24 protein-coding genes and 1 riboswitch are annotated in these 25,202 nt (G+C 68.5%); of the genes, 12 read left to right on the forward strand and 12 right to left on the reverse strand.

Translation table 11 applies throughout. The features are described 5' to 3' along the window. Nucleotides 1-29 precede the first annotated feature (29 nt). Nucleotides 30-1,007, forward strand: a complete 978-nt coding sequence (locus PUT80_RS26610) for a daunorubicin resistance protein DrrA family ABC transporter ATP-binding protein (protein WP_037809320.1) — start codon at nucleotides 30-32, stop codon at nucleotides 1,005-1,007. Then, nucleotides 1,004-1,810 (forward strand): ABC transporter permease, encoded by an 807-nt coding sequence (locus PUT80_RS26615; RefSeq protein ID WP_037808218.1) that lies wholly within the window; start codon nucleotides 1,004-1,006, stop codon nucleotides 1,808-1,810. Before PUT80_RS26610 ends, PUT80_RS26615 begins: the two co-directional genes overlap by 4 nt. 73 nt (nucleotides 1,811-1,883) lie before the next feature. Here PUT80_RS26615 and PUT80_RS26620 read toward each other — a convergent pair whose 3' ends face one another. After that, nucleotides 1,884-2,693, reverse strand: coding sequence for a helix-turn-helix domain-containing protein (locus PUT80_RS26620; protein WP_037808220.1), 810 nt, complete (start codon nucleotides 2,691-2,693; stop codon nucleotides 1,884-1,886). 116 nt (nucleotides 2,694-2,809) lie between these two features. Here PUT80_RS26620 and PUT80_RS26625 point away from each other — a divergent pair, with 116 nt between their 5' ends. After that, nucleotides 2,810-3,223 carry an SRPBCC family protein gene (locus tag PUT80_RS26625; protein WP_037808221.1) on the forward strand — a complete coding sequence of 138 codons (414 nt, stop codon included), beginning with the start codon at nucleotides 2,810-2,812 and terminating at the stop codon, nucleotides 3,221-3,223. Here PUT80_RS26625 and PUT80_RS26630 read toward each other — a convergent pair. Together PUT80_RS26630 and PUT80_RS26635 are read right to left on the reverse strand one after the other, a co-directional pair. After that, on the reverse strand, nucleotides 3,212-4,231 hold the full coding sequence (locus PUT80_RS26630) for an amidohydrolase family protein (protein WP_275293876.1): 1,020 nt from the start codon (nucleotides 4,229-4,231) through the stop codon (nucleotides 3,212-3,214). The genes PUT80_RS26625 and PUT80_RS26630 overlap by 12 nt on opposite strands. Before the next feature lie 69 nt (nucleotides 4,232-4,300). Beyond that, nucleotides 4,301-7,483 carry a BTAD domain-containing putative transcriptional regulator gene (locus tag PUT80_RS26635; protein WP_275293877.1) on the reverse strand — a complete coding sequence of 1,061 codons (3,183 nt, stop codon included), beginning with the start codon at nucleotides 7,481-7,483 and terminating at the stop codon, nucleotides 4,301-4,303. A 146-nt stretch (nucleotides 7,484-7,629) separates the two neighbouring features. On the opposite strand from PUT80_RS26635, the gene PUT80_RS26640 reads away from it, so the two are divergent. Beyond that, nucleotides 7,630-9,075, forward strand: coding sequence for a M1 family metallopeptidase (locus PUT80_RS26640; RefSeq protein WP_037808228.1), 1,446 nt, complete (start codon nucleotides 7,630-7,632; stop codon nucleotides 9,073-9,075). After that, the gene (pcp, locus tag PUT80_RS26645; protein WP_037808230.1) at nucleotides 9,072-9,677 is read left to right on the forward strand and encodes a pyroglutamyl-peptidase I; all 606 of its coding nucleotides are present in this window, start codon (nucleotides 9,072-9,074) and stop codon (nucleotides 9,675-9,677) included. Before PUT80_RS26640 ends, pcp begins: the two co-directional genes overlap by 4 nt. A 3-nt stretch (nucleotides 9,678-9,680) precedes the next feature. Here the strand turns inward: pcp and PUT80_RS26650 are convergent, their stop codons facing one another. Beyond that, entirely contained in the window at nucleotides 9,681-11,468 is a 1,788-nt protein-coding gene (locus PUT80_RS26650) for an Hsp70 family protein (RefSeq protein ID WP_275293878.1), read from the reverse strand. Nucleotides 11,469-11,601: 133 nt separating this feature from the next. On the opposite strand from PUT80_RS26650, the gene PUT80_RS26655 reads away from it, so the two are divergent. Next, nucleotides 11,602-12,027 carry a helix-turn-helix domain-containing protein gene (locus PUT80_RS26655; RefSeq protein ID WP_037808236.1) on the forward strand — a complete coding sequence of 142 codons (426 nt, stop codon included), beginning with the start codon at nucleotides 11,602-11,604 and terminating at the stop codon, nucleotides 12,025-12,027. A 57-nt stretch (nucleotides 12,028-12,084) separates the two neighbouring features. After that, on the forward strand, nucleotides 12,085-12,477 hold the full coding sequence (locus tag PUT80_RS26660; RefSeq protein WP_275293879.1) for a hypothetical protein: 393 nt from the start codon (nucleotides 12,085-12,087) through the stop codon (nucleotides 12,475-12,477). Between the two features lie 6 nt (nucleotides 12,478-12,483). On the opposite strand, the gene PUT80_RS26665 is transcribed toward PUT80_RS26660, so the two are convergent. Together PUT80_RS26665 and PUT80_RS26670 are read right to left on the reverse strand one after the other, a co-directional pair. Beyond that, nucleotides 12,484-13,473 (reverse strand): hypothetical protein, encoded by a 990-nt coding sequence (locus tag PUT80_RS26665; RefSeq protein ID WP_275293880.1) that lies wholly within the window; start codon nucleotides 13,471-13,473, stop codon nucleotides 12,484-12,486. A gap of 62 nt (nucleotides 13,474-13,535) precedes the next feature. Next, complete coding sequence (locus tag PUT80_RS26670; protein ID WP_037808241.1) at nucleotides 13,536-16,085, reverse strand: ATP-dependent Clp protease ATP-binding subunit; 2,550 nt, start codon at nucleotides 16,083-16,085, stop codon at nucleotides 13,536-13,538. A 367-nt stretch (nucleotides 16,086-16,452) separates the two neighbouring features. On the opposite strand from PUT80_RS26670, the gene PUT80_RS26675 reads away from it, so the two are divergent. Then, on the forward strand, nucleotides 16,453-17,268 hold the full coding sequence (locus PUT80_RS26675; RefSeq protein WP_275293881.1) for a (2Fe-2S)-binding protein: 816 nt from the start codon (nucleotides 16,453-16,455) through the stop codon (nucleotides 17,266-17,268). Nucleotides 17,269-17,286: 18 nt separating this feature from the next. Here PUT80_RS26675 and PUT80_RS26680 read toward each other — a convergent pair whose 3' ends face one another. Next, on the reverse strand, nucleotides 17,287-17,856 hold the full coding sequence (locus PUT80_RS26680) for a TIGR03086 family metal-binding protein (RefSeq protein ID WP_275293882.1): 570 nt from the start codon (nucleotides 17,854-17,856) through the stop codon (nucleotides 17,287-17,289). Between the two features lie 68 nt (nucleotides 17,857-17,924). Here PUT80_RS26680 and PUT80_RS26685 point away from each other — a divergent pair, with 68 nt between their 5' ends. After that, on the forward strand, nucleotides 17,925-18,752 hold the full coding sequence (locus PUT80_RS26685) for an AraC family transcriptional regulator (RefSeq protein WP_238603966.1): 828 nt from the start codon (nucleotides 17,925-17,927) through the stop codon (nucleotides 18,750-18,752). Nucleotides 18,753-18,872: 120 nt separating this feature from the next. On the opposite strand, the gene PUT80_RS26690 is transcribed toward PUT80_RS26685, so the two are convergent. Both PUT80_RS26690 and lysS read right to left on the reverse strand, forming a co-directional pair. After that, nucleotides 18,873-19,226, reverse strand: coding sequence for an Lsr2 family protein (locus PUT80_RS26690; protein WP_037354752.1), 354 nt, complete (start codon nucleotides 19,224-19,226; stop codon nucleotides 18,873-18,875). 162 nt (nucleotides 19,227-19,388) lie between these two features. Then, nucleotides 19,389-20,897, reverse strand: a complete 1,509-nt coding sequence (gene lysS, locus PUT80_RS26695; RefSeq protein WP_134728478.1) for a lysine--tRNA ligase — start codon at nucleotides 20,895-20,897, stop codon at nucleotides 19,389-19,391. 82 nt (nucleotides 20,898-20,979) lie between these two features. Here lysS and PUT80_RS26700 point away from each other — a divergent pair, with 82 nt between their 5' ends. Continuing rightward, a complete protein-coding gene (locus PUT80_RS26700; RefSeq protein ID WP_275293883.1) occupies nucleotides 20,980-21,744 on the forward strand; it encodes a class I SAM-dependent methyltransferase in 765 nt (254 codons plus the stop codon). Nucleotides 21,745-21,793: 49 nt separating this feature from the next. After that, nucleotides 21,794-21,856, forward strand: a riboswitch (guanidine-III (ykkC-III) riboswitch). 33 nt (nucleotides 21,857-21,889) lie between these two features. Beyond that, nucleotides 21,890-22,204, forward strand: a complete 315-nt coding sequence (locus PUT80_RS26705) for an SMR family transporter (protein WP_037808251.1) — start codon at nucleotides 21,890-21,892, stop codon at nucleotides 22,202-22,204. A 3-nt stretch (nucleotides 22,205-22,207) separates the two neighbouring features. On the opposite strand, the gene PUT80_RS26710 is transcribed toward PUT80_RS26705, so the two are convergent. After that, entirely contained in the window at nucleotides 22,208-23,062 is an 855-nt protein-coding gene (locus tag PUT80_RS26710) for a sigma-70 family RNA polymerase sigma factor (protein ID WP_275293884.1), read from the reverse strand. Between the two features lie 88 nt (nucleotides 23,063-23,150). On the opposite strand from PUT80_RS26710, the gene PUT80_RS26715 reads away from it, so the two are divergent. Further along, nucleotides 23,151-23,885, forward strand: coding sequence for an NAD(P)H-binding protein (locus PUT80_RS26715; RefSeq protein WP_275293885.1), 735 nt, complete (start codon nucleotides 23,151-23,153; stop codon nucleotides 23,883-23,885). Here the strand turns inward: PUT80_RS26715 and PUT80_RS26720 are convergent. Both PUT80_RS26720 and panD read right to left on the reverse strand, forming a co-directional pair. Next, entirely contained in the window at nucleotides 23,882-24,655 is a 774-nt protein-coding gene (locus PUT80_RS26720; RefSeq protein WP_037808260.1) for a type III pantothenate kinase, read from the reverse strand. The genes PUT80_RS26715 and PUT80_RS26720 overlap by 4 nt on opposite strands. Before the next feature lie 47 nt (nucleotides 24,656-24,702). Further along, complete coding sequence (gene panD / locus PUT80_RS26725) at nucleotides 24,703-25,197, reverse strand: aspartate 1-decarboxylase (RefSeq protein ID WP_043827144.1); 495 nt, start codon at nucleotides 25,195-25,197, stop codon at nucleotides 24,703-24,705. Nucleotides 25,198-25,202: the final 5 nt, after the last annotated feature.

Raw genomic sequence — 25,202 nt, forward strand, 5'->3', positions numbered from 1 at the left:
TGTGCTTGAGCGACACAGGAGGAGGCGTCATGTCGCACGCGATCCAGGCCGAGGGCCTGGTCAAGCATTTCGGGGAGACGAAGGCGCTGGACGGGGTGGACCTCGAGGTCCCGTTCGGCAAGGTGGTCGGGGTGCTCGGGCCGAACGGCGCGGGCAAGACAACCGCGGTCCGCATCCTGGCGACCCTGCTGAGACCCGACGCGGGGCGGGCCACGGTCGGGGGTTACGACGTGGTCCGCGACCCGGTCCGGGTGCGCGGGCTGATCGGGCTCACCGGGCAGTACGCGTCGGTGGACGAGGACCTGAGCGGCACCGAGAACCTGGTGCTGATCGGGAAGCTGCTCAACCTGTCCCGGGCTGACGCGCGGGCGCGGGCGGCCGAACTGCTGGAGCGGTTCGAGCTGACCGACGCGGCCAAGCGGCCGATCCGGACGTACTCCGGCGGCATGCGGCGCAGGCTCGACCTGGCGGCGAGCCTCGTCGGCCGCCCCGCCGTGCTGTATCTGGACGAGCCGACCACCGGACTCGACCCGCACGCACGCAACGAGGTGTGGGCGGTGGTCCGCAGCCTTGTCGCCGACGGCGCGACTGTGCTGCTCACCACGCAGTACCTGGAGGAGGCCGACCAGCTGGCGGACCGGATCACCGTGTTCGACCACGGCCACGTGGTCGCCGACGGCCGCGCCGACGAGCTGAAGCGGCGGGTCGGCGGGCAGACGCTGCAGGTGCGGCCGACGTCGCTGAGCGACCTCGACGAGGTCGACCGCATCCTGGCCGAGCTCACCGGAGCCCGCCCGGTCCGCGACGACGCCACCGGACTGCTGACCGCGCCGGTCTCCGACCCGGTCCTGCTGTCCACGCTGGTGCGGCGGCTCGACTCGGCTGGCATCACCTCCGACGAACTGGCACTGCGGCTGCCCAGCCTCGACGAGGTGTTCCTCGCCCTGACCGGACACGCCGCCGAAGAGCCGAAGCCCGAACGCGAACTCGAAGGGAGCCGGTCGTGACCACCGCGACCGCCGTGGCGGCCCCGCCCCGGCACATCAGCCCGGTCCAGGGCGCGAAGCACGCGTTTTCGCTTGCCTGGCGGGGAATCCTGAAGATCCGCAAGAACCCGGAACAGCTGGCCGACGTCACGCTGATGCCGATCATCTTCCTGCTGATGTTCACCTACCTGTTCGGCAACGCGCTGGGCGGTTCGATCGAGAACTACCTGCAGTCGTTCGTGCCCGGCCTGATCGTGATGAACGTGCTGCAGGCCTCGCTGACGGTCGGCACCCAGCTCAACACCGACATCACCAAGGGCGTCTTCGACCGCTTCCGCTCCATGCCGATCGCCCGCTCGGCGCCATTGGTGGGCGCGGTGCTGGCGGACCTCGTGCGGTACGTGGTGTGCCTGACGGTGCTGCTGACCGTGGCGACCGTGATGGGCTTCCGCGTGCAGACCGGTCCCGGGGAGTTCGTCCTCGCGATCCTGCTGGCGATCGCGTTCGGCCTGTGCTTCTGCTGGGGTTCGGTGTTCGTCGGGATGCTGATGAAGTCCCCCGGCGCGGCGCAGGGCGTGATGTTCGTCTTCATCATGCCGCTGACCTTCGGCAGCAACGTGTTCCTCCCGACGGCCACGATGCCGGGCTGGCTCAAGGCATGGGCGGACATCAGCCCGGTGAGCCTGATGTCCGACGTGATGCGCGGCCTGCTCAACGGCGGCGCCGCGTACGGCGGCTCCCTGCTGGGCGCGCTGGCGTGGATGGCCGGTGCGGTCGTGGTGTTCTTCCCGCTCGCGACGTGGGCCTACCGCAAGCGGGTCTGAGGGCGTCCCGCACGGGGGTGTGGACGCTGTGGGTGAGTGTCTGTGTCCGGGTTCCACAGCCGGGCACAGACACTCACTTTTTTGTGGCGAGCAGCCGGCGCAGTGCGGTCGGGGTGTGTCCGAGGTGCGCGCGCACCGTTCGGCACAGGTGGGCCTGATCGGCGAACCCGAGGTCGGCGGCGAGGGCGGCCAAGCTGGGTTCGCCTGCCTCCAGCCGGTCCAGCGCGCGGGCTACGCGCACGCGATTGCGGTACCGGGTCAGCGACACTCCCAGTTCGCGGGTGAAGGCCCGGCTGAGCCGGTAAGGCGAGACGCCCAGCAGGGCCGCCAGCGGGATCAGGCCGTCCGCCGCGGGATGATCGTCACCGATCGCGCGGCGGGCTTGAGCTGCCAGCGCACGGTCGCCTGCCCGGCCGCCGTCCGGAGCGACTGTGGCCACGACCTGCCGGACCACCACAGCCACCAGGCCGAGCAGTCCTTCGGTCGCCGCGTACTCGGGGTCTGCGGCGCGGGTGGCGGCGAGGAGCCGGCGGTGGGCGAGGTCGAGTGTGCCGTCCACGTAGAGCGTTGAACGCTCCAGCAGCGGTGCGTCGCCGGCCAGGGTGCGCCAGAACGCGGGCGTCAGGGTGATCGAGGTGCATTCGTCACCGCCGACGGGATGGGCGAAGTACTCCTCCTCGCCGGGCGTCCCGAGGTATCCCACGGTGCGGTCGAGGTCCGCGCAGAGCCCGCGGACCCGGCGGCGGAACCCGCCGCGTCGCACGAGCACGAGCCGCACGTCCTCGCGCGGCCGCTCGGCCGACCAGCCGCGGTGATCGTCCCGGCAGTCCACCGTGCCGACGGCGAACTCCGGGCGAGCGGCGAGATCGACGAAGGAGAGCACACCCGGAGGCTACGGCGAGGGTCTGACAATTCCGCAAAAATCTTCAAGACGCGAGCGGCTGGGACCGGGCAGGCTGGCACATCCATTGCCACCGCACGAAAAAGGGAGCAGGAGACATGGCGTCCATCCGCGAAGAAGCAGTGATCGAGTCCAGCGCCGACGACGTGTGGGAGGTGATCGGCGACTTCGCCGCGGGTCCCCGGCGGATGGCGCCGGGGTTCGTGCTGGACAGCCGGGCCGAGGAGGACTGCCGGGTCGTCACCTTCGCCGCCGGCACGGTCGTCCGGGAACGGCGGATCGGCGTTGACCACGACATCCGCCGGATCGTCTACTCAGTCGTCGGCGGCGACGTCCAGCCCGAACACGACAACGCCTCTATGCAGGTACTCGAAGATGGCGAACAGCGGTGCCGGCTGGTGTGGATCCGCGACGTGCTGCCCGACGAACTGGCCGCGCCGATGAGCAAAACGATGTCGGCCGGTATGGAGGTGATCAAGCGGACTCTCGGTCGCCCAGGCTCACCCGAGTGAAGCCCCCGAGAGGTGGCCGGTCAGCCGCTCCCAGTTCCCGGAGCCAATGGCCGCCTTCTCTTCCTCGCTGAACGGCGCCTTCTCCAAAAACGACCGCGCGACGCCGCCGCTCGTGTCCAGGTAAGGAAATCCGCCCGGCCGGGTGCCGAAGGTGTACGGATAGTCGGTCGAATACAGCATCCGATCCGTCCCGACGACCTCCGCCGCCCAGCGCAGGTAGCGTTCGCTGACCGTTCCGCTGCCCGCGATCCAGAAGTTCTGGCGGAAGTAGTCGGCGAGCGGCTGCCGCAGCCCGGCCATTTCCCGCAGGAAGCCGACGTGGTCCAGGTAGAACAAGACCACCTCGCCCCAGTGTCCGGCGATCACTTGCAGCTCGGGGTGCCGGTCGAAGACGCCGGAGAAGATCATCCGCAGGTACTGCACGCCCAAGTCGTAGTACCAGCCGAGTCCGGCGGTCGCCAATGCCGCGCCGACGCCGTTGGGCAGGCCCGAGTAATACGCCTCTTGTACTGCCTGCACCGGCGCTTGGGGATGGAAGTGCAGCGGGACGCGGAGTCGTGCGGCGGTTCCGTAGAGGTCGTCGAACTCCGGGGCATCGGCCAGTTTGTCGCCAGTGCGGCCGTACAGCATCGCGCCGCGGAAACCCAGGCTGACCGCGCGTTCCAGCTCCTCAGCGGCGGCTTCGGGCGAGGACGTCGGGAGCGTGGCAAAGGCCTGGAATCGCGTCGGATTGGCGGCGACTATCTCGGCGAGTACGTCGTTGGCCTCGCGCGCGACGGGCACGGCATCGGCAGCCGGAAGGTTTTGCACGCCGGGCGTCGACAGGGACAGCACTGCGACGTCGATGCCCTGGTCGTCCATGTCGGCGAGACGTCCCTCGCCGACATCGCGCAGGCGTCGCGTGACCGGATGGTCGTCGGGATAGCCGTGCGGCTGGAGGCCCGCCTTCGCCCACGCGTCGCGCAGGACAGGCAGGATCACGTGTTCTTCCAGGGCGACGATGCGCATGACAGCTCCTCTGCGTTTCCAGTGATACCCAATGGAGCGTATCACTGGAAACATCAGTGGAAGCAAGTTTTAGTTATCGTCGATAACAGGCGAGCGCTCCGCCCGGACCGCCTCGATCGCCTCCGCCCGGTCCAGCTGCGAGGTCTCGGCCACGAGCGCCTCGTATCGTTCCTGGCCCAGCTCCCTGGTCAGGTTCTCGATCAGCTCCCGGACCTCCGGGCTTCCCAGGTCGAACCGGCCGCGCACCACCGCGCTCAGCGCCAGCAGCCGGGCCGACGACTCCAGCCGCCCCTGCTGGTACCGGATCCGCGCCAGCAGTTCGACCATGGCAGCGAGGTCCGGCATGTCGAAGCGCCTCGCCGCCTGCTCGACCACGCCGAACACCGCTGGCTCCGCTTCGTCCGGACGGCCTTCGGCGAGCAGCAAACCGGCCTCGATGGTGCCGAGCCATTCCGCCTCGAACCCCTCCGGAGTCGGCCAATCCGCGCGCGCCGCCTTCATTTCCCGGAACACCTCGCGCGCCTCGGCGACATTGCGCTCACGGATCAGCAACTCGGCACGGCCGAGCAACACGATCAGGCGCAAGCCGTTGTTGACGCCGGCAGCCGCGTAGCGTTCGGCGGCTTCCATGTCCCGCCACGCGCCTTCCTGATCTCCGGAGCGCGAACGCTCCACCGCCAGCCGCCACCACTGCTGCACGATGTCGTCCCTTGACCGCAGCTCCATCACCAGCCGCAATCCCTCGGTGTACCCGGCAATCGCGCCCTCGTGGTCGCCGGCCTGCGACCGCGCCGCGGCCCGGAACCCGTGCGTCATCCCGAGTCCCCAGCGGTCGCCGACCTCGGCGAAGCCCTGGTGGGCAAGCTCTCGCGCCCGGTCCGCGCTCCCGAGATCGCCGGTGTCGCCGAGGACGAAGCTCTCCGCCCAGTGCCCGGCGGCGCGGCTCCAGACGTCGTCCCGCGCGACGGCCCGGCGGATCTCGCGCAGCGCCAGGTCCCGCTCGCCGTTGAGGTACGCCACGATCGGCAACCCCACCCACAGCCATGGATTCCGGTCCGCGGCGCCGGTCCGCACACATTCCTCGATCAGGTCGGGGACGTCCACCTTCTCTTGCGGCCCGGCCATGACCCGCATCAGCACCTGGATCAACCGCAGGCTCGCCGCCACGTCCGGCGGCAGCTCGCCGCTCAGTTCGAGCACCTCGTCCACGAACAGCGCGCCCCGTTCGTTCTGGCCGACGATGTTGAGATACCAGAACAATCCGAACAGCAGCCGGGCCGCCGCTGCCGCGGAATCGGACTCGATCGCCGCTCGCAGCGCGGCGTTGAAGTTATCGCTTTCGTGCTCGTACACGTCGATCGCCTGGAGCTGGTCCCGTCCGCGCAGCAACGGTTCGTTGCGGTCGGCCAATTCCGCGTAGTAGGCGACCATCGCCTCCCGCAGCCGCTCCCGTTCGCCGGATTCGGCGAGCCGCTCGGTCGCGTAGGCGCGCAGGGTTTCCAGCAGGCGGTAGCGCATGCCCACCACGTCCACAATGGACTTCTCCACCAGCGAACCCAGCACGTACACGATGTCTTCCGCGGGCAGTTCCTCGTCCGCGCAGACGTTTTCCACCGCCTCCTCGGAAAAACTCGCCGCGAACACCGCGAGCCTGCGCGCGAGCCGGACCTCCGCGTCGCTCAGCAGATCCCAGCTCCACTCCACCACCGCGCGCAGCGTGCGCTGACGCGGCAACGCCGTGCGGCTGCCGGAGGTGAGCAAGCGGAACCGGTCGTCGAGCCGTTCGGCGATCTGTTCGGCGGTCATCGACCGCAACCGCGCGGCGGCCAGTTCGAGCGCCAGCGGCATTCCGTCGAGCCGGCAGCAGATCTGCCGTACCGCGTCCACTGTGGATTCGTCGAGCCGGAACCCCGGCCGTACCGCCATCGCGCGGTCAAGGAACAGCCGGACGGAATCGAGCGTGCCGACGTCCGAGGGCGGCGCGGCCTCGTCCGGCACCGGCAGCGGACCGAGCGGGCACAACGCTTCCCCGGTGATCGCCAGCGGCTCACGGCTCGTGGCGAGCACCCGCAACGCCGGCAGCCGGCGCAGCAAATTCTCGGCCAGCTCCGCGGCGGTGTCCACGAGGTGTTCGCAGTTGTCCAGCACCAGCAACGCTTCCGCGCCGCCGAGAGTTTCCACCGCGTGCTCGAACGGATCGATCTGCCGGCGTCGCGCGTCGGTCTCCGTCGTCCGGATATCGCGGACCTCCAGCGCGTTGAGCAGCGCGGCCAGCACGTCTTCCGCGTCCCGCACACCGGCCAGCGGCACGAACCACACCAACCCGCGCGAGTGCGCCGGATGCCGCGAAGCCGCTTCCGTCGCGAGCCGGGTCTTGCCTGCGCCGCCTGGGCCGACAAGCGTGACCAGCCGGGATCCTTCGAGCAGTTCGGCCAGCAGCTTCAGCTCGTCGGTGCGGCCGATGAAGCTGGTCAGCCGCTGCGGCAACCGGTCGACCACCGCGGCGACCGGCGTGTACTCGCCGCGCAGCGCACGCAGATGCACTTCCTGCAGTTCTGCCGACGGGTCGACGCCCAGTTCGTCGGCCAGCGTCGTCCGGATCGCGGAATACGCGGCGAGCGCGTCGGCCTGCCGTCCGGCTGCGGAAAGCGCACGGATTCGCAGCCCGGCCAACCGTTCCCGCAGCGGATGCGCTTGCGCGGCGGCGGTGAGTTCCGCGAGCACGTCCGCGTGCCGTCCCAGCCGCAGCTCGGCTTCGAACCAGTCCTCGGAGGTCTCCGTGCGCCGCTCCTCCAGCAGCGTCGCGGGCGCGGCGGCGAACGGCGCGTCCAGCACGTCCGCGAGCGCCGGTCCGCGCCACAACGCGAGCGCGGCGGCGAGCGATTCGGCGGCGGTGCCGTCCCGGCCAGCGGCAAGCTCCCGGCGCCCCTCGGCGGACAACTGCTCGAACCGGTGAAGATCCACCGCTTCCGGCGGCACCGCGAGCCGGTAACCGCCGTTGACCGACTCCAGCTCGGCCCCCGCGGGCCGCAGCACGCGACGCAGCCGCGAGACCAGCGACTGGAGCGCATTGGCCGCGTCCGCAGGCGGTTCCGCGCCCCACAGACCGTCGATCAGCGCCTCGGCGGGAACCGCGCGGCCGGCGTCGAGCGCGAGCCGGGAAAGGAGCATGCGAAGGCGGGCTCCGCCGATGTCGATCGGCGTGCCGTCCTCCCCCTCCGCTCGCAGCGGGCCCAGCAGCGCGACGCGCATGAGGTCCACCTTTCCAGACAACGCCCTCGCCGTGTCGGGGCCCGACGTAAGTGTGGACTTTCGGGACAAACTGCGGCCAAAGCGATTACTGCCCGGCTTCCCGGCGCTACGTTGCGGAGGATTCACCCGCAGACACAGGAGCGCCCATGAGAGCACTGCACCGCTGGCATCGCCCGGCAGTGACCGTCGCAGCCACCCTCACCGCTTTGACGCTCGGCACTGGGATCGCGTCGGCCGGACCGGCCGGCTGGGACAAGCCCACGCCCGGTTCGGACGGCGCCGGGGACAGCTACTACCCGCAAGACGGCAACGGCGGGTACGAGGTCTCCGACTACGACCTCAGGGTCAACTACGCTCCCGACACCCACCAGCTCGCCGGCGTCCAGACGGTCCACGCGAAGGCGACCCAGTCGCTCAGCTCGTTCGACCTCGACCTGCGGGGCCTCACCGTCGACGCGGTCCGGGTCAACGGCATTCCCGCGAAGTTCACCCGCACCGGCGACCACGAACTGGTGATCACGCCGAGGCTGCCGCTGTGGAAGGGCCTTCCGTTCACCACGGAGGTCGCCTACCACGGCGTCCCGGTCGCGATCGACGACCCGAACCTCGGCAAGAACGGCTGGCAGTTCACCAAGTCCGGCGGCGCGTTCGCGGCGGGCGAGCCGAAGTCGGCCACCACCTGGTACCCGGTCAACGACACCCCGCGCGACAAGGCGAAGTTCCGGCTGTCGATCACCGTCCCGAACGAGTGGGGCGTGATCGCCAACGGCCGCGAGGTCGGCAAGTACCGGACGCGCGCGGGCACCACGCACGTCTGGGCGGAGAACACCCCGACCGCGCCGTACATGACCACGGTCGCGATCGACAAGTGGACCTTCAACCAGCGCAAGCGCGCGGACGGCACCCCGATCGTCAGCGCGTACGCGCCGGGCACCACCGACGCCACGAAGCAGGCCGACGCGCAGCTGCCCGAGGTTCTCGACTTCCTCGAATCGAAGTTCGGCAAGTACCCGGTGGACGCCGCGGGCGGCATCTACCTGACCGAGCCGATCGGGTTCTCCCTCGAGACGATGAGCAGGCCGATCTACTCCGGCCGCGCGGGCAATATCGGCACGATCGTGCACGAGAACGCGCACCAGTGGTGGGGCGACACGGTCGCCGTCGACCACTGGAAGGACGTCTGCCTCAACGAATGCTTCGCGTCGTATGCGACCTGGCTGTGGGCGCAGAAGAACGGCACCGACCTCGACGCCAGGTACCTCGACCAGGTCGCGTCGGCCAGCGATTCGTTCTGGGCGGGCAAGCTGTACGACATGGGTCCCGGCCACGAGTTCACCTACGTGTACTCCAAGGGCCCGGTCATGCTGCACGCGCTCAGCAAGTACATGGGACAGGACGCGTTCGACCAGGTGCTCAAGACCTGGAACCGCCTGCACCACGACGGAAACGCGAGCATGCAGGACTTCCAGAAGTACTGTGAGAAGGTGTCCGGCATGGATCTGCAGGGCTTCTTCGACGCGTGGATCTACGGCAACGGCAAGCCGTCCGACGAGTACCTCTACCCGGGCGACCTGAAGCCGGCCGCCAAGTGACGGTTCTGCTAACCGGGTTCGCGCCATTCGACGGAGCGGCGACGAACCCTTCTTGGCAGGCGGCTTCGCTGGCAGCGGCGCGGCGGACGGACACGGTGGCGGTAGAGCTGCCGTGCGAGTTCGACGCGTCGCTGCCGGCGCTGCGGGCCGCGATCCTGGCGCACCGGCCGAACCTGGTCGTGTGCGCCGGGCTCGCCGGCGGCCGCCAGCACGTCACGCCGGAACGGGTGGCGATCAACCTGATCGACGCCCGGATCCCGGACAACGCGGGCGCGCAGCCGGTCGACGTCCCGGTGGTCGAGGGCGGGCCGTCCGCATACTTCACCACGCTGCCGGTGAAAGCGGCGGTCGCGGCGATCGAGTCGGCGGGGCTGCCCGCGGCCGTGTCGTACACCGCCGGGACGTACGTGTGCAATCAAGTCTTCTACGGCCTGATGCACCTGATCGCGACGGAGTTTCCCGGACTGCGCGGCGGTTTCGTGCACGTGCCGGAGGAAGCGCGGATGCCGCTGGACTCGATCGCGCGAGCGCTCGAGATCGTGGCGGACACCGCGCTGACCGTGCACGAGGACGTGGCCACCTCGGCAGGCACCCTGCACTGAGTTCTATTCGCCAGGCTGGACGGTCTTCTCGAAGAACTGCACCAGGTCCTGTGGCCGGCGGCTGGTGTGCGACGGGCTGGTGTCCATCACCGTGCCGACGACCGGAATGCCGTCGGCCTGGTAGATCAGCAGCCCGAGCTTCGGCCCGACTCCCGCGACGTAACGGCCGCTCAGCCCGGTGCGAGTGCGCCAGGTGTCGGTCTCGATGCGGCCTGCCATGTCCTTGCGCGCGCTCGGCTCGACCTGGGCGAGGGTGAGCCCTTCGTGGAACGCGACGGTGGTCTTGTCCGGGAAGCGGCATAGCGCGCTGCGAACCGCGCCTAGGGCTTTCGCCAGTTCCGGGTCGTCGGAGCAGGTGGCGCGGGTTTGGATGGTCGGCCCCGCCAGGCGGCGGATGCACTTCGTGAGGCCGTTTTCACCGGGGAGCGCTGGTTGTGAACCGGCGCAGGTCGTGGTGTTCGGCGGGACGACTGGCTGGTTGGCCGCGGGTTTGTCGTCGCCGCGGGTGGCGACGACAGCGGTCACGATCCCGGCGACGACGAGCACGGTCAGGGCGATCGCGCCGATGATCAGCGGTTTGCGGGACTTCTTCTTGTGCGGCTGTTGCCATCCCTGCGGGGGCGGCATGGGTGCCGGAGGCCGCTGGTTCAGTACGGGCTGCTGGGCAGGCTGTTGCTGCCTGGGCTGTTGCTGCACGGGCGGCCAAGAAGCCGGTGCAGGCGCGGGCATGGGCACTGGCGGACGCACGTCCACGTGATGCAAGCCGAACGCGACCGCCGTCTCCGGCTGGTCCTCGGTAGTCGGCACCACGCCCAGCGTCGACCCGACCAGCGAAGCCAGCAACGGCATCCGGCTGGGCCCGCCGACCAGATACACGCCCCCGAGCCGATCCGGCGTAAGCCCGGCCCGGGCGATCGTCGCCGCGAGCATTTCCGCACTGCGCAACAGATTCGGCCGAACCAACGCTTCCAATTCGGCGCGGGTGACGAGAACGTCGCCGAACGGATCCGGCATCGGCACCTCAGTGTGCGCGTGCCGGGAAAGACTTTCCTTCGCGTCGCGGACGTCTTGGAGCAACACCCGCCGCAACCGCCGGTCACTGGTCGTCTGCGGACGAAGAAGCCGTTGCCACTGTGCCGGATCCGCGTGCGACACCGACCGTCCAATGTGGACCAGCAAGGCTTGGTCGATGTCGAGACTGCCGAGATCCGGCAACCCGTCCTCCGCCAGAACCGCGGTACCCGCGCCGACGACCGCACAGTCGAACGTGCCCGCGCCGAGGTCGTACACCGCGATCGGCCCGCTAGGCGCACCTGTTTCGCGGAGAGTCGCGTAATGCGCCGCCGCCGCGACCGGCTCCGGCACCAACCGCGCCTGAACGAACCCGGCTTTCCCCGCCGCCGCCCGGAGAGTCTGCTGCCGCTGCGCACCCCACCCGGCCGGATGCGACAACCGCACCTCGTCCGGAACCCCGGAGAGCTGCCGCTCGGCCTCCTCGCCCATCCGCCGCAACACGGCAGCGAACGCGTCGACGACCGGCACCGGCCGATCGCCGAGCAGCAGCTCACCGTCGTCGATCCGCCGCTTGGGATTAGGCTCGAACCGGCTGGGATCCAGCCGAGCCCGCCGCTCCGCGTCTTGCCCGACGACGAGCCGCCCGTCATCCTCCGCGTACACCGCGGAAGACATGGTGACCGACCCGTCAACCTCAATAGCCCGCGGCCCGCGCCCAAAGGCCGCCAAGACGCCGACCGTGCTGGAAGTACCGAAGTCGATCGACAGGACGTCCACGCAGTTCCCCTCCCCAAAACCCCATCGCATCGTCTCATGAGCCCTGGTGACAGATATAACTGAAACCAAGTTGCCAACATAAGTGAAGCTGAGGCACACTTGAGTACGTCAACAGCCGTGAAGCGGAGAGATCATGACACCGACCACCACCGCGCGAGAGTCATTGTTCGCGACCCCGCGCGCCCAGCAGGAGGCACACGCCGCCGCGGAACTGATCGCCGACGCGGGCGGCCAGGTCACGCTCGACGGCGTCGAACTGGGTGGCGAAATCCGCGAGCTGCTGCGCCAGATCATCTCCATCGTCGCCGAGGGCGGAACCGTGACCGTCGGCGCGATGCCGGAGGTCATCACCACCACCGTGGCCGCGGAATTGCTCGGAATCTCCAGGACCACGCTGATGAAACACGTCCGCGCCGGCGACCTGCCAAGCACCCGAACCGGCAGCCACACCAAACTTCGCCGCGACGACGTTCTCGCCTTCCGCCGGGAACGACTGCGCAAACAACGAGACGCGTTGAACGACCTGCTCGCGATCGAAGACCAACTCGGCATCGAATAGTCAGAATCGAACAGGAGGGGTCGCCCCGCGAAAATTTCGCCCTCGTATCGTGGTGCGATGCCCACGCGCGTGCTTCCCGATGCCAATGTCCTGCACGCCAGAACGCTCCGAGACTGGCTGCTTCTGCTCAAGGACACGGGAAACGCAAGCATGTTCCACGTTTTCTACACCGAGGACATTCTCGCAGAGACCATCCAGAGCATCCGCAGGCGAAATTCCGGCCTCAGCGGAACCGAGATCACCAAAATCCGGGACGCGATCGCCGGAACGATGGACGGCCGGATCGACGACTACCCGTCCGGGCAGGACGCTGTCGCTCTGACCGATCCCTTCGATCGGCACATCCACGCAGCCGCCGTCGCCGGATCCTCGATTACGAGATCTACACCTCGAACGAATTATTCGCGCGCATCGATGATTCGTCGCCGCGAGATCGCGTTCGATATTTAGTCGCGCCTACCCCTCGAAAACCTCCGCCGGAAAAGGCGTCTCCCGGTCCTCCAGCAACCGCCCGTAAAAGGCGTTCATCTCCACCGCCACCGCGGCATGGCGAGCCACTACCTCAGCGACCGGCGAGGGCAACGAAAGCTCCCCGGCAGCCGCGCGGCGGACCGCGGTCAGGCGGCTCCCTCGGTCCCAAGTCCCGCACACCTCGGTCACCAGCCAGTTCACCAGATACATCGACCCATAAGCCCGGTCATGCCCCGCGTTCAGCTCTGCGAACGCCACCTCCTCCGCGGTCAGATCGAACCGGCGCGCGAAGGACAAGCCGAAATCGGTGAGGACGAACCGGTCGCCGTCGGTCAGGAAGTTCTCGAAGTGGTTGTCGAAGTGCAGAACTCCCTGTGCACGAAGGAACGAGAGCGTCTCGGCGACCTTCCCGGCAAGGCGCTCGATCTGATCCAGTTGGCCAGGCAGCCACCGATGCACATTGGTCGGGAAATACTCGCAGAACAAAACAACACTCGACGACGCGTCCCGCAATTCCATTAGCCGCCTGCGGACCGCGGCGGAACCGCCCCAGTACTCGACATCTTCTTCCAACGGACGGTCTGGCACCCGGCCCGAGGGGACCGGCAGGATCCGCCAATGGTGCAGCAGTGGGAAGTTCTCGCACGCGCCACTGAGGACCCAGCCGTTCGCCATGGTGTGCAGCGCCAGTTCCCGCCATGCCGAGCCCTCCGGCGAACCTAGGCCGTAATGGCAAAAGGCAGGCAGGCCATAGAGATTGGCCGTCGAATGCGGGTGCTGCCGCTCCAGTGCGGTGAGCGGCACCCGCTTCGCGAAGACTGGGACTCCGTCGACATCCAGCCGGGCACCGGTGCCGCCGATTCCTTCCGACAGCACCTCGGCGGATTCCAGCCGTTCGGTGAGCTGCCGGTCGCTCAGCAGCGAAAGACCGGTGCTCGCCGTGGCGTGCCGCGAGATTCTCGAAGAAGACCCCATAACCCGACAATAGAGAAAAGGGCGGCCCCCAAACCTGGGAGCCGCCCTTTTCCTTGCTTAACTCACTCGTTCTCGGCTTCGCCGTTCTCGGCGGCGCCGATGCTCACCGGCGGAGCGTCGGGAACCGAGGACGGACGCTTCTCCCCGCGGAAGGTGAAGTGCGCCTCGTCGTCGCGGTCCTCCGGGTTGCCGCTCCAGCCCTCGACGTCGACCACGATGATCTGACCCGCTTCGACCTCGCCGAAGAGGATCTTCTCCGACAGCTGGTCCTCGATCTCGCGCTGGATCGTGCGACGCAGCGGCCGGGCGCCGAGCACCGGGTCGAAGCCGCGCTTGGCCAGCAGCGCCTTCGCCTTTTCGGTGAGCTCGATCTCCATGTCCTTGGCCTTGAGCTGCGTCTCGACCCGGCCGATCATCAGATCCACCATCTGGATGATCTGTTCCTGGTTGAGCTGGTGGAAGACGATGATGTCGTCGATCCGGTTCAGGAACTCCGGGCGGAAATGCTTCTTCATTTCCTCGTTGACCTTCTGCTTCATCTTCTCGTAGCGGTTCGTCGAATCCGCTCCGGAGGAGAAGCCGAGGCTCACGGACTTCGAGATGTCCGAGGTGCCCAGGTTCGAGGTGAAGATCAGCACGGTGTTCTTGAAGTCGACCGTGCGGCCCTGACCGTCGGTGAGGCGGCCGTCTTCGAGCACCTGCAGGAGGGTGTTGTAGATCTCCTGGTGCGCCTTTTCGATCTCGTCGAAAAGCACCACCGAGAACGGCTTGCGCCGCACCTTCTCGGTCAGCTGCCCGCCCTCTTCGTAGCCGACGTAGCCCGGAGGGGCGCCGAAGAGCCGCGAAGCGGTGTAGCGGTCGTGGAATTCGCCCATGTCGATCTGGATGAGCGCGTCGTCCTCGCCGAACAGGAAGGACGCCAGCGCCTTCGACAGCTCGGTCTTACCGACACCGGACGGGCCGGCGAAGATGAACGAACCGGACGGGCGCTTCGGGTCCTTCAGACCCGCACGCGTACGCCGGATCGCCTGGGAGACGGCCTTGACCGCGTCCTCCTGGCCGATGATGCGCTTGTGGAGCTCGTCCTCCATGCGCAGCAGCCGGGTGGTCTCCTCCTCGGTGAGCTTGAACACCGGGATGCCGGTCCAGTTGGCCAGCACCTCCGCGATCTGCTCGTCGTCCACCTCGGCGACGACGTCGAGGTCGCCGTCCTTCCACTGCTTCTCGCGCTCGCCCTTCTGGCCGAGGAGCTGCTTCTCCTCGTCGCGAAGGCGCGCGGCCCGCTCGAAGTCCTGCGCGTCGATCGCGGACTCCTTGTCCCGGCGCACGTCGGCGATCTTCTCGTCGAACTCGCGCAGGTCCGGCGGAGCGGTCATCCGGCGGATGCGCATCCGGGCCCCGGCCTCGTCGATCAGGTCGATCGCCTTGTCCGGCAGGAACCGGTCGTTGATGTAGCGGTCGGCCAGCGTCGCGGCCGCGACCAGCGCCGAGTCGGTGATCGAGACGCGGTGGTGCGCCTCGTACCGGTCGCGCAGGCCCTTCAGGATCTCGATCGTGTGCTCGAGCGACGGCTCGCCCACCTGGATCGGCTGGAAGCGGCGCTCCAGCGCGGCGTCCTTCTCGATGTACTTGCGGTACTCCTCGAGCGTGGTCGCGCCGATCGTCTGCAGCTCGCCGCGGGCCAGCATCGGCTTCAGGATCGACGCCGCGTCGATCGCGCCCTCGGCCGCGCCCGCGCCGACGAGCGTGTGCAGCTCGTCGATGAACAGGATGATGTCGCCGCGGGTCTTGATCTCCTTGAGCACCTTCTTCAGGCGCTCTTCGAAGTCACCGCGGTACCGCGAACCGGCGACCAGCGAGCCGAGGTCGAGGGTGTAGAGCTGCTTGTCCTTGAGCGTCTCGGGCACCTCGCCCTTGACGATGCTCTGCGCGAGCCCCTCGACGACGGCGGTCTTGCCGACGCCGGGCTCGCCGATGAGCACCGGGTTGTTCTTGGTCCGGCGGGACAGCACCTGCATGACCCGCTCGATCTCCTTGCCGCGCCCGATGACCGGGTCGAGCTTGCCCTCGCGGGCGAGCACGGTCATGTTGCGGCCGAACTGGTCGAGCACCAGCGAGGAGGACGGCGTGCCCTCGCCGCGGCCGGAACCGCTCTCGGCGGACTTCTCGCCGGTCTGGTAGCCCGACAGGAGCTGCAGCACCTGCTGGCGGACCCGGTTGAGGTCCGCGCCCAGCTTCACGAGCACCTGGGCGGCGACGCCCTCGCCCTCGCGGATCAGGCCGAGCAGGATGTGCTCCGTGCCGATGTAGTTGTGGCCGAGCTGCAGCGCCTCGCGCAGCGACAGCTCCAGCACCTTCTTCGCCCGCGGCGTGAACGGGATGTGCCCGCTCGGCGCCTGCTGGCCCTGGCCGATGATCTCCTCGACCTGCTGGCGCACGCCCTCGAGGGCGATGCCCAGCGACTCCAGCGCCTTGGCGGCGACACCCTCACCCTCGTGGATCAGACCCAGGAGGATGTGCTCGGTGCCGATGTAGTTGTGGTTGAGCATCCGGGCCTCTTCTTGGGCCAGGACGACCACCCGCCTCGCGCGGTCGGTGAACCTCTCAAACATGCGCACTCCCTCGACTGCTGCGTCGGCGGCCCGTAACCTCCGCGGATCGCGTCCGCGGCGGACAGCACCGTGAGACCACTCTAGTAGCCAAGCGGTCGCGCTTGCGTACCACTACGGCTTCCGGCGGCCCGTTCGCACCCGGACGGCGACCCGGTCGGTCACCGCTGCTCATCCGGTTGCGCTGCACCTTTACTCCCTCTCGAACGTACGGGACCGGATCAGGATTCCGCCCCGGCGCCCCTGTCCGCTCAGCGCGAACACCCCCGCGCGTCCGGGTGGTCTCACCCCTTGGCCACCCGATTGGCGCAATCCCGCGCCGTATGTAAAGTTAGGCACACCTAATGCAGGCAGAACAGGGGGTGGACCGGTGAACCCGCAGCGCTCACGCGACGACGCCCGCGAGATCGGCGACGGTCTCGCGTCCTCCCTGCTGCGCACCAGCGCCCGGTACGAACTGCGCCGCGACGTCCCCGAGGACTGGTTCCGCTGCGCTGACCTCCTGGAACAGCCCGAGCTGTTCGCCGAGTGGCGGTCCCGGCTGACCGACTGGCTCCTCGACCAGCACGGCGCGGCGCCCGCGCGCACGGCGGCCAGCTACGTGATGTCTTGGTACCTGTACGTCCCCGCTTACGCGGGCGCGCTGCTGCTGCACCACGAGCGCCGGGTGCCGTCGCTGAAGCCGGAGCAGCTCGCGTTCGGCCTCGGCCCCGACCGGCCGCATCCCGAGGGCATGGCCGTGCTCAGCGACGCCTTCTACTGCCTGCCCACCGACCCGGGCGGCGTCCGCCCCGAGGCGACCGTCGTCCGCGACGAGCGCGCGCTGGCCGCGGTGCTGCGCGCGCAGTTCGTCGGCCACGCTGCCCGCTTCGTCCGCGCCTACGCCCCCGGCACCCGGCTCGGCCGCCGCATGCTCTGGGCGGCCGCCACAGACGCACTGGACGGCGCGCTGTGGCGGGTTGGCCGGCAAGGCGGGACAGCCGAGTCCGAAGGCGCTGGCGTCGCGGATGCCGCGCTGGTGCTCGACGCGCAGTACCGCCCGCTGACCTCGGCGTCCACCTTGCGAATGGCGGTCAACGACGACGGACACCGGGTTTGGGAGCGCCGCCGGGAGAGCTGTTGCTTCTCCTATCTCCTACCCGGCGAGGCGGAATGCGACAGCTGCCCGCGCACCTGTCCCCGATGATCTCCATCGAGTGAAATTTCAGGCGTAGGGGTCCCGGCCCGTCGCGCCCAGCGCCCGATGCAGCACCGGCGCGGTTTCCGGCACCGCGACTTCCGGGCCGAAGACGCCGCCCTTGCGGGCCCCCTCGCCCATCCCCGCCGCGAACGCGAGGACCACCTCGGCAGTTTCGTCCGGACAGTTCAGCTCAGTGCCGCTCGCTCGCGTCAGGTCCCAGGCGTGCAGGACGAGTTCGCCGAGCACCATGTCTCCGACGACCGCGGCGGGCAACTCGGAACCGCCGAAGGTGATGGTGCCGGTCCACGCCTCCGCCGGCGCGAGCGCGGCGAGCACGTCGTCGGTCATCGCTTCCAACGCCTTCGGCCAGTCGTCGCCGACGAGGGATGCCTCGGCTTCGGTCGGCGCGGGCGGTTCGTAAGGCTCGTGCCGGATCGCGGCGGCGAGCCACGGGCCCCAGTAGAGAAGGTGGTTGAGGAGGCCGCGAACGTCGTAGTCGGCGCACGCGGTGGGCGCGGTCAGCGACGGGGCGGCCGCCGCGACGCGCCGCAGTTCGGCGGCGGCCGGGGCGAGCAGTCCGGAGTGATTCGACATGCTCCCGAGCCAACCACCCGGGTTCGGCGGCCGTCTTGAAATTACGCGACGCACTACTGTTTTCAGCCATGCGGCGGATCCCGAGCGGCATCCTGAACGAGCGGACGGCTCGCACCAAGTTCACGCTGACCCGGCATCCGCCCGCCCCGGAACTGCGCGAATTCGTGGAACACCACTGGATCCTGCGCTGGGACCTGACCGAACCCCACGACCAGCACGTGCTGCCGAATCTGTCGGTGCACGTGACGTTCTTTCCCGGCGCGTGCGGGGTTTACGGTCCGGCGCACCAGCTTTTCACGCACCGGCTCACCGGACGCGTGCACGGGATCGGGGCGAGGATCCGGCCCGGCTGTTTCCGCCCGTTCCTCGACGCCCCGGTGCGCACCCTCGCCGATCGCGCGGCGGACGTGGCCGAGGTCTTCGGGCCGGACGCCGCGCTCGCGGAAAAATCCATCCGGAATGCGCGGACCGACGCGGAAATGATCAATGCAATCGACAACTTGCTGATCGCACGCCGCCGTCCCATTCCGCGAGCGACCCGAGCGGCCGCCGACGCGGTGGAAACAATCGCCGCGGATCCCGGGATCACCAAGGTCGCGGAACTGGCGGCAGCACTCGGACTGTCCGTCCGGGCGGTGCAGCGGTTGTTCGCCGAGCACGTCGGAACAACGCCGAAGTGGGCGATCCGGATTTACCGCCTCAACGAAGCCGCTCGGTTGCTCGCCGCACCGATCCCGCCGGATTACGCAGATCTGGCGACTCGGCTGGGCTATAGCGACCAACCTCACTTCATCCGCGATTTCCGCGCGGTGACCGGAGCGCCTCCCGCGGAGTACGCGCGCTCCGCTCGCCGGCTGATGTCGGGCGCGCCGGACGGCGCAAAGCCGGGAAACTAATCCGGAACGCCAAACGGCCGCCGGGAATGTTCCCGACGGCCGTTTGGCAGGCAGTCCGCGAAGGGGGGTCTCCGGTTCGCTAACCGGAGGACCGCATCCGCGAGTTCCGGAAATGCCCGGTCAGTTCTTCTTGTGGTAAGCCTCGACGACCTCCGACGGGATGCGCCCGCGGTCGGAAACCTGGAAACCGTTCTTGCGGGCCCACGCGCGAATCGCCTGGTTCTGCTCGCGGTCGACCGCGGCCGGGCGGGCCGGGGACTTGCCGCCAGCGACCGGACGCAGCGGCGCGCGCTTGCGGCCGCCGGCGCGGCGCGCGTGCTCGACATACTGCGCCAGCGCGTCCCGCAGTTCCTCGGCGTTTTCGCTCGACAGGTCGATCTGGTAGCTCACACCGTCCAAACCGAACTCAACGGTCTCTTCCGCCTCACTGCCGTCGAGGTCGTCGACCAGAGAGACCAGCACCTTCTGTGCCATCTGATTCCTCCTGCGGGGCTTGCCCGAATGATCTGGCTACATGATCTGGTTTCGGGGCAAGCCCCGAGCTACAGAAGTCTTTGACACCCATATTAATACCCGCTTGCCCCGCCGTAGGCAAATCCGCATTGAGAAAATCCGACCGTGCGACGGGGCCGCGGCCTATTCAGGGCGTACGAGCGGGAAGAGGATCGTCTCCCGGATACCGAGCCCGGTCAGTGCCATGAGCAGCCGGTCGATCCCCATTCCGACCCCGCCGCTCGGCGGCATTCCGTACTCGAGCGCGCGGAGGAAATCCTCGTCGAGACGCATGGCCTCGCTATCCCCGGCAGCGGCGAGCCGCGCCTGTTCGGTGAGCCGCTGCCGTTCCACGACCGGATCCACCAGCTCGGAGTATCCGGTGGCGAGTTCGAATCCGCGCACGTACAGGTCCCACTTCTCGGCCACGCCCGCGCGGGTGCGGTGCTGCCGGGTGAGCGGAGACGTCTCGAGCGGGAAATCGCGGACAAATGTGGGGGCGTGCAGTCCGTCGCCGACGAGATGTTCCCACAGTTCCTCAACGAGTTTGCCGTGCGCTAGCTTGGGATCCACCTCAATCTCGCGCGCCGCGGCGATCTTGTGCAGTGCTTCGGCGGGAGTATCCGGCGTCACTTCCTCGCCGAGCGCTTCCGAGAGCGACTCGTACATGCCGAGTGTCGTCCATTCGCCGGAAAGGTCGTACTCGGTTCCGTCGGCGAGAGTGACGACCTGGGTGCCGAGCACGTTCTCCGCGGCCTCCTGGATGAGTTCGCGCGTCATCACGGCATTCGTGTCGTAAGTGGCGTACGCCTCGTAGTACTCCAGCATCGCGAACTCCGGCGAGTGCGAGGAGTCGCTGCCCTCGTTGCGGAAGTTCCGGTTGATCTCGAAAACCTTCTCGATGCCGCCGACCACACAGCGCTTGAGGTACAGCTCCGGCGCGATGCGCAGGAACAGCTCGAGGTCGAAGGCATTGGAATGCGTGACGAACGGCCGGGCCGCCGCTCCGCCGTGCAGCGTCTGCAGCATCGGCGTCTCGACCTCGGTGAATCCCCGGCGGTGGAACGACTCCCGCAGCGAACGCATCACGCCGGAGCGCGTGCGCACCACGTCGCGCGCCTTCGGCCGCATAATCAGATCGACATAACGCTGCCGGATTCGCGTTTCCTCGGCCAGCTCCTTGAACGCCACCGGCAGCGGGCGCAGCGACTTCGCCGCGATCTGCCAGCTGTCGGCCAGCACGGAAAGCTCGCCGCGCTTCGAGGTGATCACCTCGCCGTGCACGAATACGTGGTCGCCGAGATCGACAGTGGACTTCCACGAGGCGAGCGACTCGGCGCCGACCTGCGCGAGACTCAGCATCGCCTGCAGTTCCGTGCCGTCGCCCTCACGAAGAGTGGCGAAACACAGTTTGCCCGTATTGCGGAGAAACATGACGCGACCGGTGACGCCGACCGACTGACCGGTGCTGGTGTCGGCTTCGAGACCGGAATGTTCGGCACGGATCTGCGCGAGAGTGTGCGTACGCGGAACCTCTACCGGGTAAGGATCGGCGCCCTCCGCGATTATCCGGTCGCGCTTGTCCCGGCGCACCCGCATCTGTTCGGGCAGGTCGTCATCGGGCAGTGCGTCGGACGCGGGGAATTCGGTCATGGCCATAGCGTACGAAGCCGCTGGTGAACCGCGTCAACCGGATTCCCCTACCGGGGCACTCACGGTATTAGGGTGGTTACTCGTGAGCGATCCCGGCACTGATGCGGAACTGCACGCCCGGCGGGCTTCTTCGTTCGGCGACCAGGCGGGCGCCTACGCCCGGCACCGGCCGGACTATCCCCTGGCCGCACTCGAATGGGGGATGTCCGGAGCAAATCGACCGGTACGCGAGGTGCTGGACCTCGCGGCGGGCACCGGAAAACTCACCGAGGGACTGGCCGGCCTCGGCCGCTCGGTGACCGCGGTGGAGCCCGATCCGGACATGCTCGCCGAACTGTCCCGGCGGCTGCCGGACGTTCCCGCGCTGCTCGGCAAGGCCGAGGACATTCCGCTGCCGGACGCGTCGGTGGACGCGGTGTTCGTCGGACAGGCCCTGCACTGGTTCGATTTGGCGCCGGCGTTCGCGCAGATCCGCCGGGTGCTGCGGCCGGGAGGGGCCGTCGTGGCGCTGTGGAATCACGACGACGAATCCGTGCCGTGGGTGCTCGAATTCGCCCGGCTGGTCCGCACGGGCATCAGCCGCGGGTTCGCCGATTCGGCGCAACCGCTGCGCGCGGACGGCTTCGGCCCGTTCGAACAGGACCGGTTCGCCCACACGCACCGGCGCTCGATCGATTCGCTGCTGGCGACCGTGGCCACGCATTCGCATCTGCTCGTCGCTTCGGAGCCGGACCGCGACCGGACGCTCGCGCGAGCCAGGGAGTACCTGGAATCAGTTCCGGAGACGGGAACAGGCGAATTCGACTATCCACTGGTCACGACGGTTATGCGGGCTCGCCGGGGCTGAGCGGCGACCGAAATCACCACCTCGCCGCGGGCCCGGAGTGCTAATTTCGGAAGCGGCGGTGCTCCCGCCCCGGACGAGCGCGTCGTACCCGGTGACGACAAGACGGCGCAGTGAACGCATCCGTCACTGCGAAAGGTTCTCGATCATGGCCTGGCTCGTTCTCGTTGTTTCCGGATTTCTCGAAACCGTGTGGGCCGCGGCGCTCGGCGCCTCGAAAGGCTTCAGCAGGCTCTGGCCGAGCGTGCTGTTCGGCGGCGCGCTGCTGCTCAGCATGTCCGGCCTCGCGTATTCATTGCGCGAAATTCCGCTCGGCACCGGATACGCGGTGTGGGTCGGCATCGGTGCGGTGGGGACCGCGGTGTACGGGATCGTCGCGATGAACGATCCGCTCACCGTCGGCCGGATCACCTGCCTCGTGCTGATTGTCGCCGGGGTCGTCGGGCTGAAACTGTTCCACTGAGCTTCATCCGAGCGCGATCTCCAGCCCGCGCAGCCGCTCCGGCGCGGAAATCACGTCGATCCCGGTAATCAGGTCGCCGTCGAAAACGAACTTGAGAACCACGGCCAGCCTGCCGCGCGGGGCGAGCACCAATCCGGGAACGCCGTCGACCACCGCGACCTGCGTGCTGCGCGCCATTTCCGAAGCGAGCAGCGCGCCCTTGCTGACCGCTCGGACACCGCGCAGCACCACCGGGGCCGCGCCGGTGTCCGAGTGCAGCACGACGTCTGGGTCGAGCACCTTCAACAGTCCCGCGAAGTCTCCCTCGCGAGCCGCGGCCAGATACGCCTCGACGACCCCACGCCGCTTGCTCGCATCAGCCGGTCCGGCTTCTCCGCCACGCACCCGGCGGCGGGCTCGGCTGGCCAGCTGCCGGACCGCCGCCGGATTGCGGTCCAGGATCTGCGCGATGTCCTCGAAGGGCACGGCGAACATGTCGTGCAGCACGAACGCGATCCGCTCGGCCGGGGCTAGGACGTCGAGCACTACCAGCATCGCCAGGCCGACGGAATCGGCCAGCTGGGCTTCTTCGGCGAGGTCCGCGCCGTCGTCGCCGCGGTCGAGCGGGAACGCGTCCAGCGAATCCTCCCGACGGCGTTCGCGCGTGCGCAACAGGTTCAGGCACACCCGCGCGACCACAGTCGTGAGCCAGGCAGGCAAATTCTGCACTGCGGAAATGTCCGCGCTGTCGACGCGCAGCCAGGCTTCCTGCACCGCGTCGTCAGCCTCGCTCAGCGACCCGAGCATCCGGTAAGCGACTCCGCGCAACCGTGGACGTTGCTCCTCGAATTGAGCCGCGAGCAGGCCTTTGTCGTCCACTTGTCACATCTCCTTCACGGCCGGGTTCATCCCAGTAGGACACCCCCAGTGCCCAAGCCCAGCGGCACTGTACCCGGAAGGAATTGTCATGACGACGATCTTGGTCACCGGCGGCACCGGAACCCTCGGCACACTGGTCGTTCCCGCGCTCGGCGACGCGAAGGTGCGCGTCCTCAGCCGTACCGCGAACGGCCCCGACCGGTTCGCCTGCGACCTGATGACCGGCGAAGGACTGGCTCCCGCGATCGACGGCGCCGACGTCGTCGTCCATCTGGCGGGCGGTCCGAAGGGCGACGACGTCGCGACCGGGAACCTGGTCCGCGCGGCCGAACGCGCCGGAGTCGGCCACCTGGTTTTCATTTCGGTGATCGCCGCGGACGTGGTGCCGCTGGGTTATTTCCGCCGCAAGCACGAGGCCGAAAAGCTCGTCGCCGCGTCGGACGTGCCCTCGACCATCCTCCGCGCCGCCCAGTTCCACGGTTTCTGTCTCAATGCCGTGCAGGCAGTGGCGAAACTGCCGGTCGTGCCGGTTCCCGCGATCAATTTCCAGCCGGTCGACGTCCGGGAGGTGGCCGAGCGGATCGCGCAGCTGGCGCTCGGCGACCCGGCCGGACGGGTGCGGGATCTGGCGGGGCCCAAGGTGTACGGCATGGGCGAGCTGGTCGACAAGTATTTGCGGGCTCGCGGACGACGGCGGCCGAAAATGCCGGTGCGCATTCCCGGCGCGGCCGGAAAGGTCTATCGCGCGGACGGCAACCTCAACCTCGACGCGGACACCGGCGCCCGCACTTTCGAGGATTACCTCGCCGAGCAGATCGGCTAACGCACATTCCGTTCGTACACCAGCCGCAGGCCGAGCAGCGTCAGGTCCGGCACGTGTTCCTTGATCGTCTCGGATTCGCCCAGCACCAACGGGGCGAGCCCGCCGGTGGCGATCACCGTGACCGGTTCTGCGCTGTCGTGCTGCAATTCGCGCACAATCCGTCGCACGAGCCCGTCGACCTGGCCGGCGAACCCGTACAGAATGCCGGACTGCAGGCATTCCACCGTGTTCTTGCCGATCACCGAACGCGGCGGGACGAGTTCCACCTTCCGCAGCGCGGCCGCGCGGGCGGCGAGCGCGTCCACCGAGATCTCGATGCCCGGGGCGAACGCCCCGCCGAGGAATTCGCCCCGGGCCGAGATCGCGTCGACGTTCGTGGAGGTGCCGAAATCGACCACCACGCACGCGGTGGCGTGCAAATGGTGCGCGGCGAGGGTGTTCACGAGCCGGTCCGCGCCGACTTCCTTCGGGTTGTCCACCAGCAGCGCGACGCCGGTGCGCACGCCGGGCTCGACGACGATCTTCGGCACCCGCGCGTAATAGCGGCCGAGCATCACCCGCAATTCCCGCAGCACCGCGGGAACCGTGGACAGCGCGCTGATCCCGGTGACCGCGTCGGCGTGCGGGCCGAGCAGGCCCCGCATGGTCAGCGCGAGTTCGTCCGCGGTCATCTGCGCGTCGGTGCGCATCCGCCAGTCGCCGAGAAGCTCGGTTCCCTGGTAGAGACCGAGATTGATGTTGGTGTTCCCGACGTCGACAGTGAGCAGCAACGAGGTCTTTCCTTACCGCGGCCCGCGAATCGTCCGCCGTCGATCGGTCAGTTTTCGGCGTGCAGCAACGCGTCGAGCCGGCGTGCGTCCGCGGTCTCGGCCACCGGGAAGGTCATCGTGTCCTCTTCGGGCAGCGTGACCGTGCCGCTCAGCAGGCCCGATCCGTCCGGGGCGTGCGCGGGGTCATCCCCGCGCTCGACGATCCGGTTGTAATCGTCCACAAAGATCACTCGCGGCCGGTACGCGCGCGCCTCCGCGTCGTCCATCTGCCCGTAGGCGATCAGGATGACGAGGTCGCCCGGGTGCACCAGGTGCGCGGCGGCTCCGTTGATGCCGAGCACGCCGCTGCCGCGCTCGCCGGTGATGACGTAGGTTTCCAGCCGGGCGCCGTTCGTGACGTCCACAATGGACACCTGCTCGCCCTCGAGCAGATCGGCGGCCTCCATCAGGTCCTCGTCGACCGTGACCGAGCCCACGTAGTGCAGGTCGGCCTGGGTCACCGTGGCCCGGTGGATCTTCGATTTCAGCATCGTGCGATACATCGTGG

Origin of the sequence: Amycolatopsis sp. La24 (assembly GCF_029087445.1) — a bacterium.
Taxonomy (GTDB): Bacteria; Actinomycetota; Actinomycetes; order Mycobacteriales; family Pseudonocardiaceae; genus Amycolatopsis; species Amycolatopsis nivea.

Coding starts and splice junctions, on each gene's coding strand:
- PUT80_RS26610 (WP_037809320.1), top strand. CDS start 30: ATGTCGCACGCGATCCAGGCCGAGGGCCTGGTCAAGCATTTCGGGGAG.
- PUT80_RS26625 (WP_037808221.1), top strand. CDS start 2,810: ATGGCGTCCATCCGCGAAGAAGCAGTGATCGAGTCCAGCGCCGACGAC.
- PUT80_RS26630 (WP_275293876.1), bottom strand. CDS start 4,231: ATGCGCATCGTCGCCCTGGAAGAACACGTGATCCTGCCTGTCCTGCGC.
- PUT80_RS26635 (WP_275293877.1), bottom strand. CDS start 7,483: ATGCGCGTCGCGCTGCTGGGCCCGCTGCGAGCGGAGGGGGAGGACGGC.
- PUT80_RS26640 (WP_037808228.1), top strand. CDS start 7,630: ATGAGAGCACTGCACCGCTGGCATCGCCCGGCAGTGACCGTCGCAGCC.
- PUT80_RS26655 (WP_037808236.1), top strand. CDS start 11,602: ATGACACCGACCACCACCGCGCGAGAGTCATTGTTCGCGACCCCGCGC.
- PUT80_RS26660 (WP_275293879.1), top strand. CDS start 12,085: ATGCCCACGCGCGTGCTTCCCGATGCCAATGTCCTGCACGCCAGAACG.
- PUT80_RS26665 (WP_275293880.1), bottom strand. CDS start 13,473: ATGGGGTCTTCTTCGAGAATCTCGCGGCACGCCACGGCGAGCACCGGT.
- PUT80_RS26670 (WP_037808241.1), bottom strand. CDS start 16,085: ATGTTTGAGAGGTTCACCGACCGCGCGAGGCGGGTGGTCGTCCTGGCC.
- PUT80_RS26680 (WP_275293882.1), bottom strand. CDS start 17,856: ATGTCGAATCACTCCGGACTGCTCGCCCCGGCCGCCGCCGAACTGCGG.
- PUT80_RS26685 (WP_238603966.1), top strand. CDS start 17,925: ATGCGGCGGATCCCGAGCGGCATCCTGAACGAGCGGACGGCTCGCACC.
- PUT80_RS26690 (WP_037354752.1), bottom strand. CDS start 19,226: ATGGCACAGAAGGTGCTGGTCTCTCTGGTCGACGACCTCGACGGCAGT.
- lysS (WP_134728478.1), bottom strand. CDS start 20,897: ATGACCGAATTCCCCGCGTCCGACGCACTGCCCGATGACGACCTGCCC.
- PUT80_RS26705 (WP_037808251.1), top strand. CDS start 21,890: ATGGCCTGGCTCGTTCTCGTTGTTTCCGGATTTCTCGAAACCGTGTGG.
- PUT80_RS26715 (WP_275293885.1), top strand. CDS start 23,151: ATGACGACGATCTTGGTCACCGGCGGCACCGGAACCCTCGGCACACTG.
- panD (WP_043827144.1), bottom strand. CDS start 25,197: ATGTATCGCACGATGCTGAAATCGAAGATCCACCGGGCCACGGTGACC.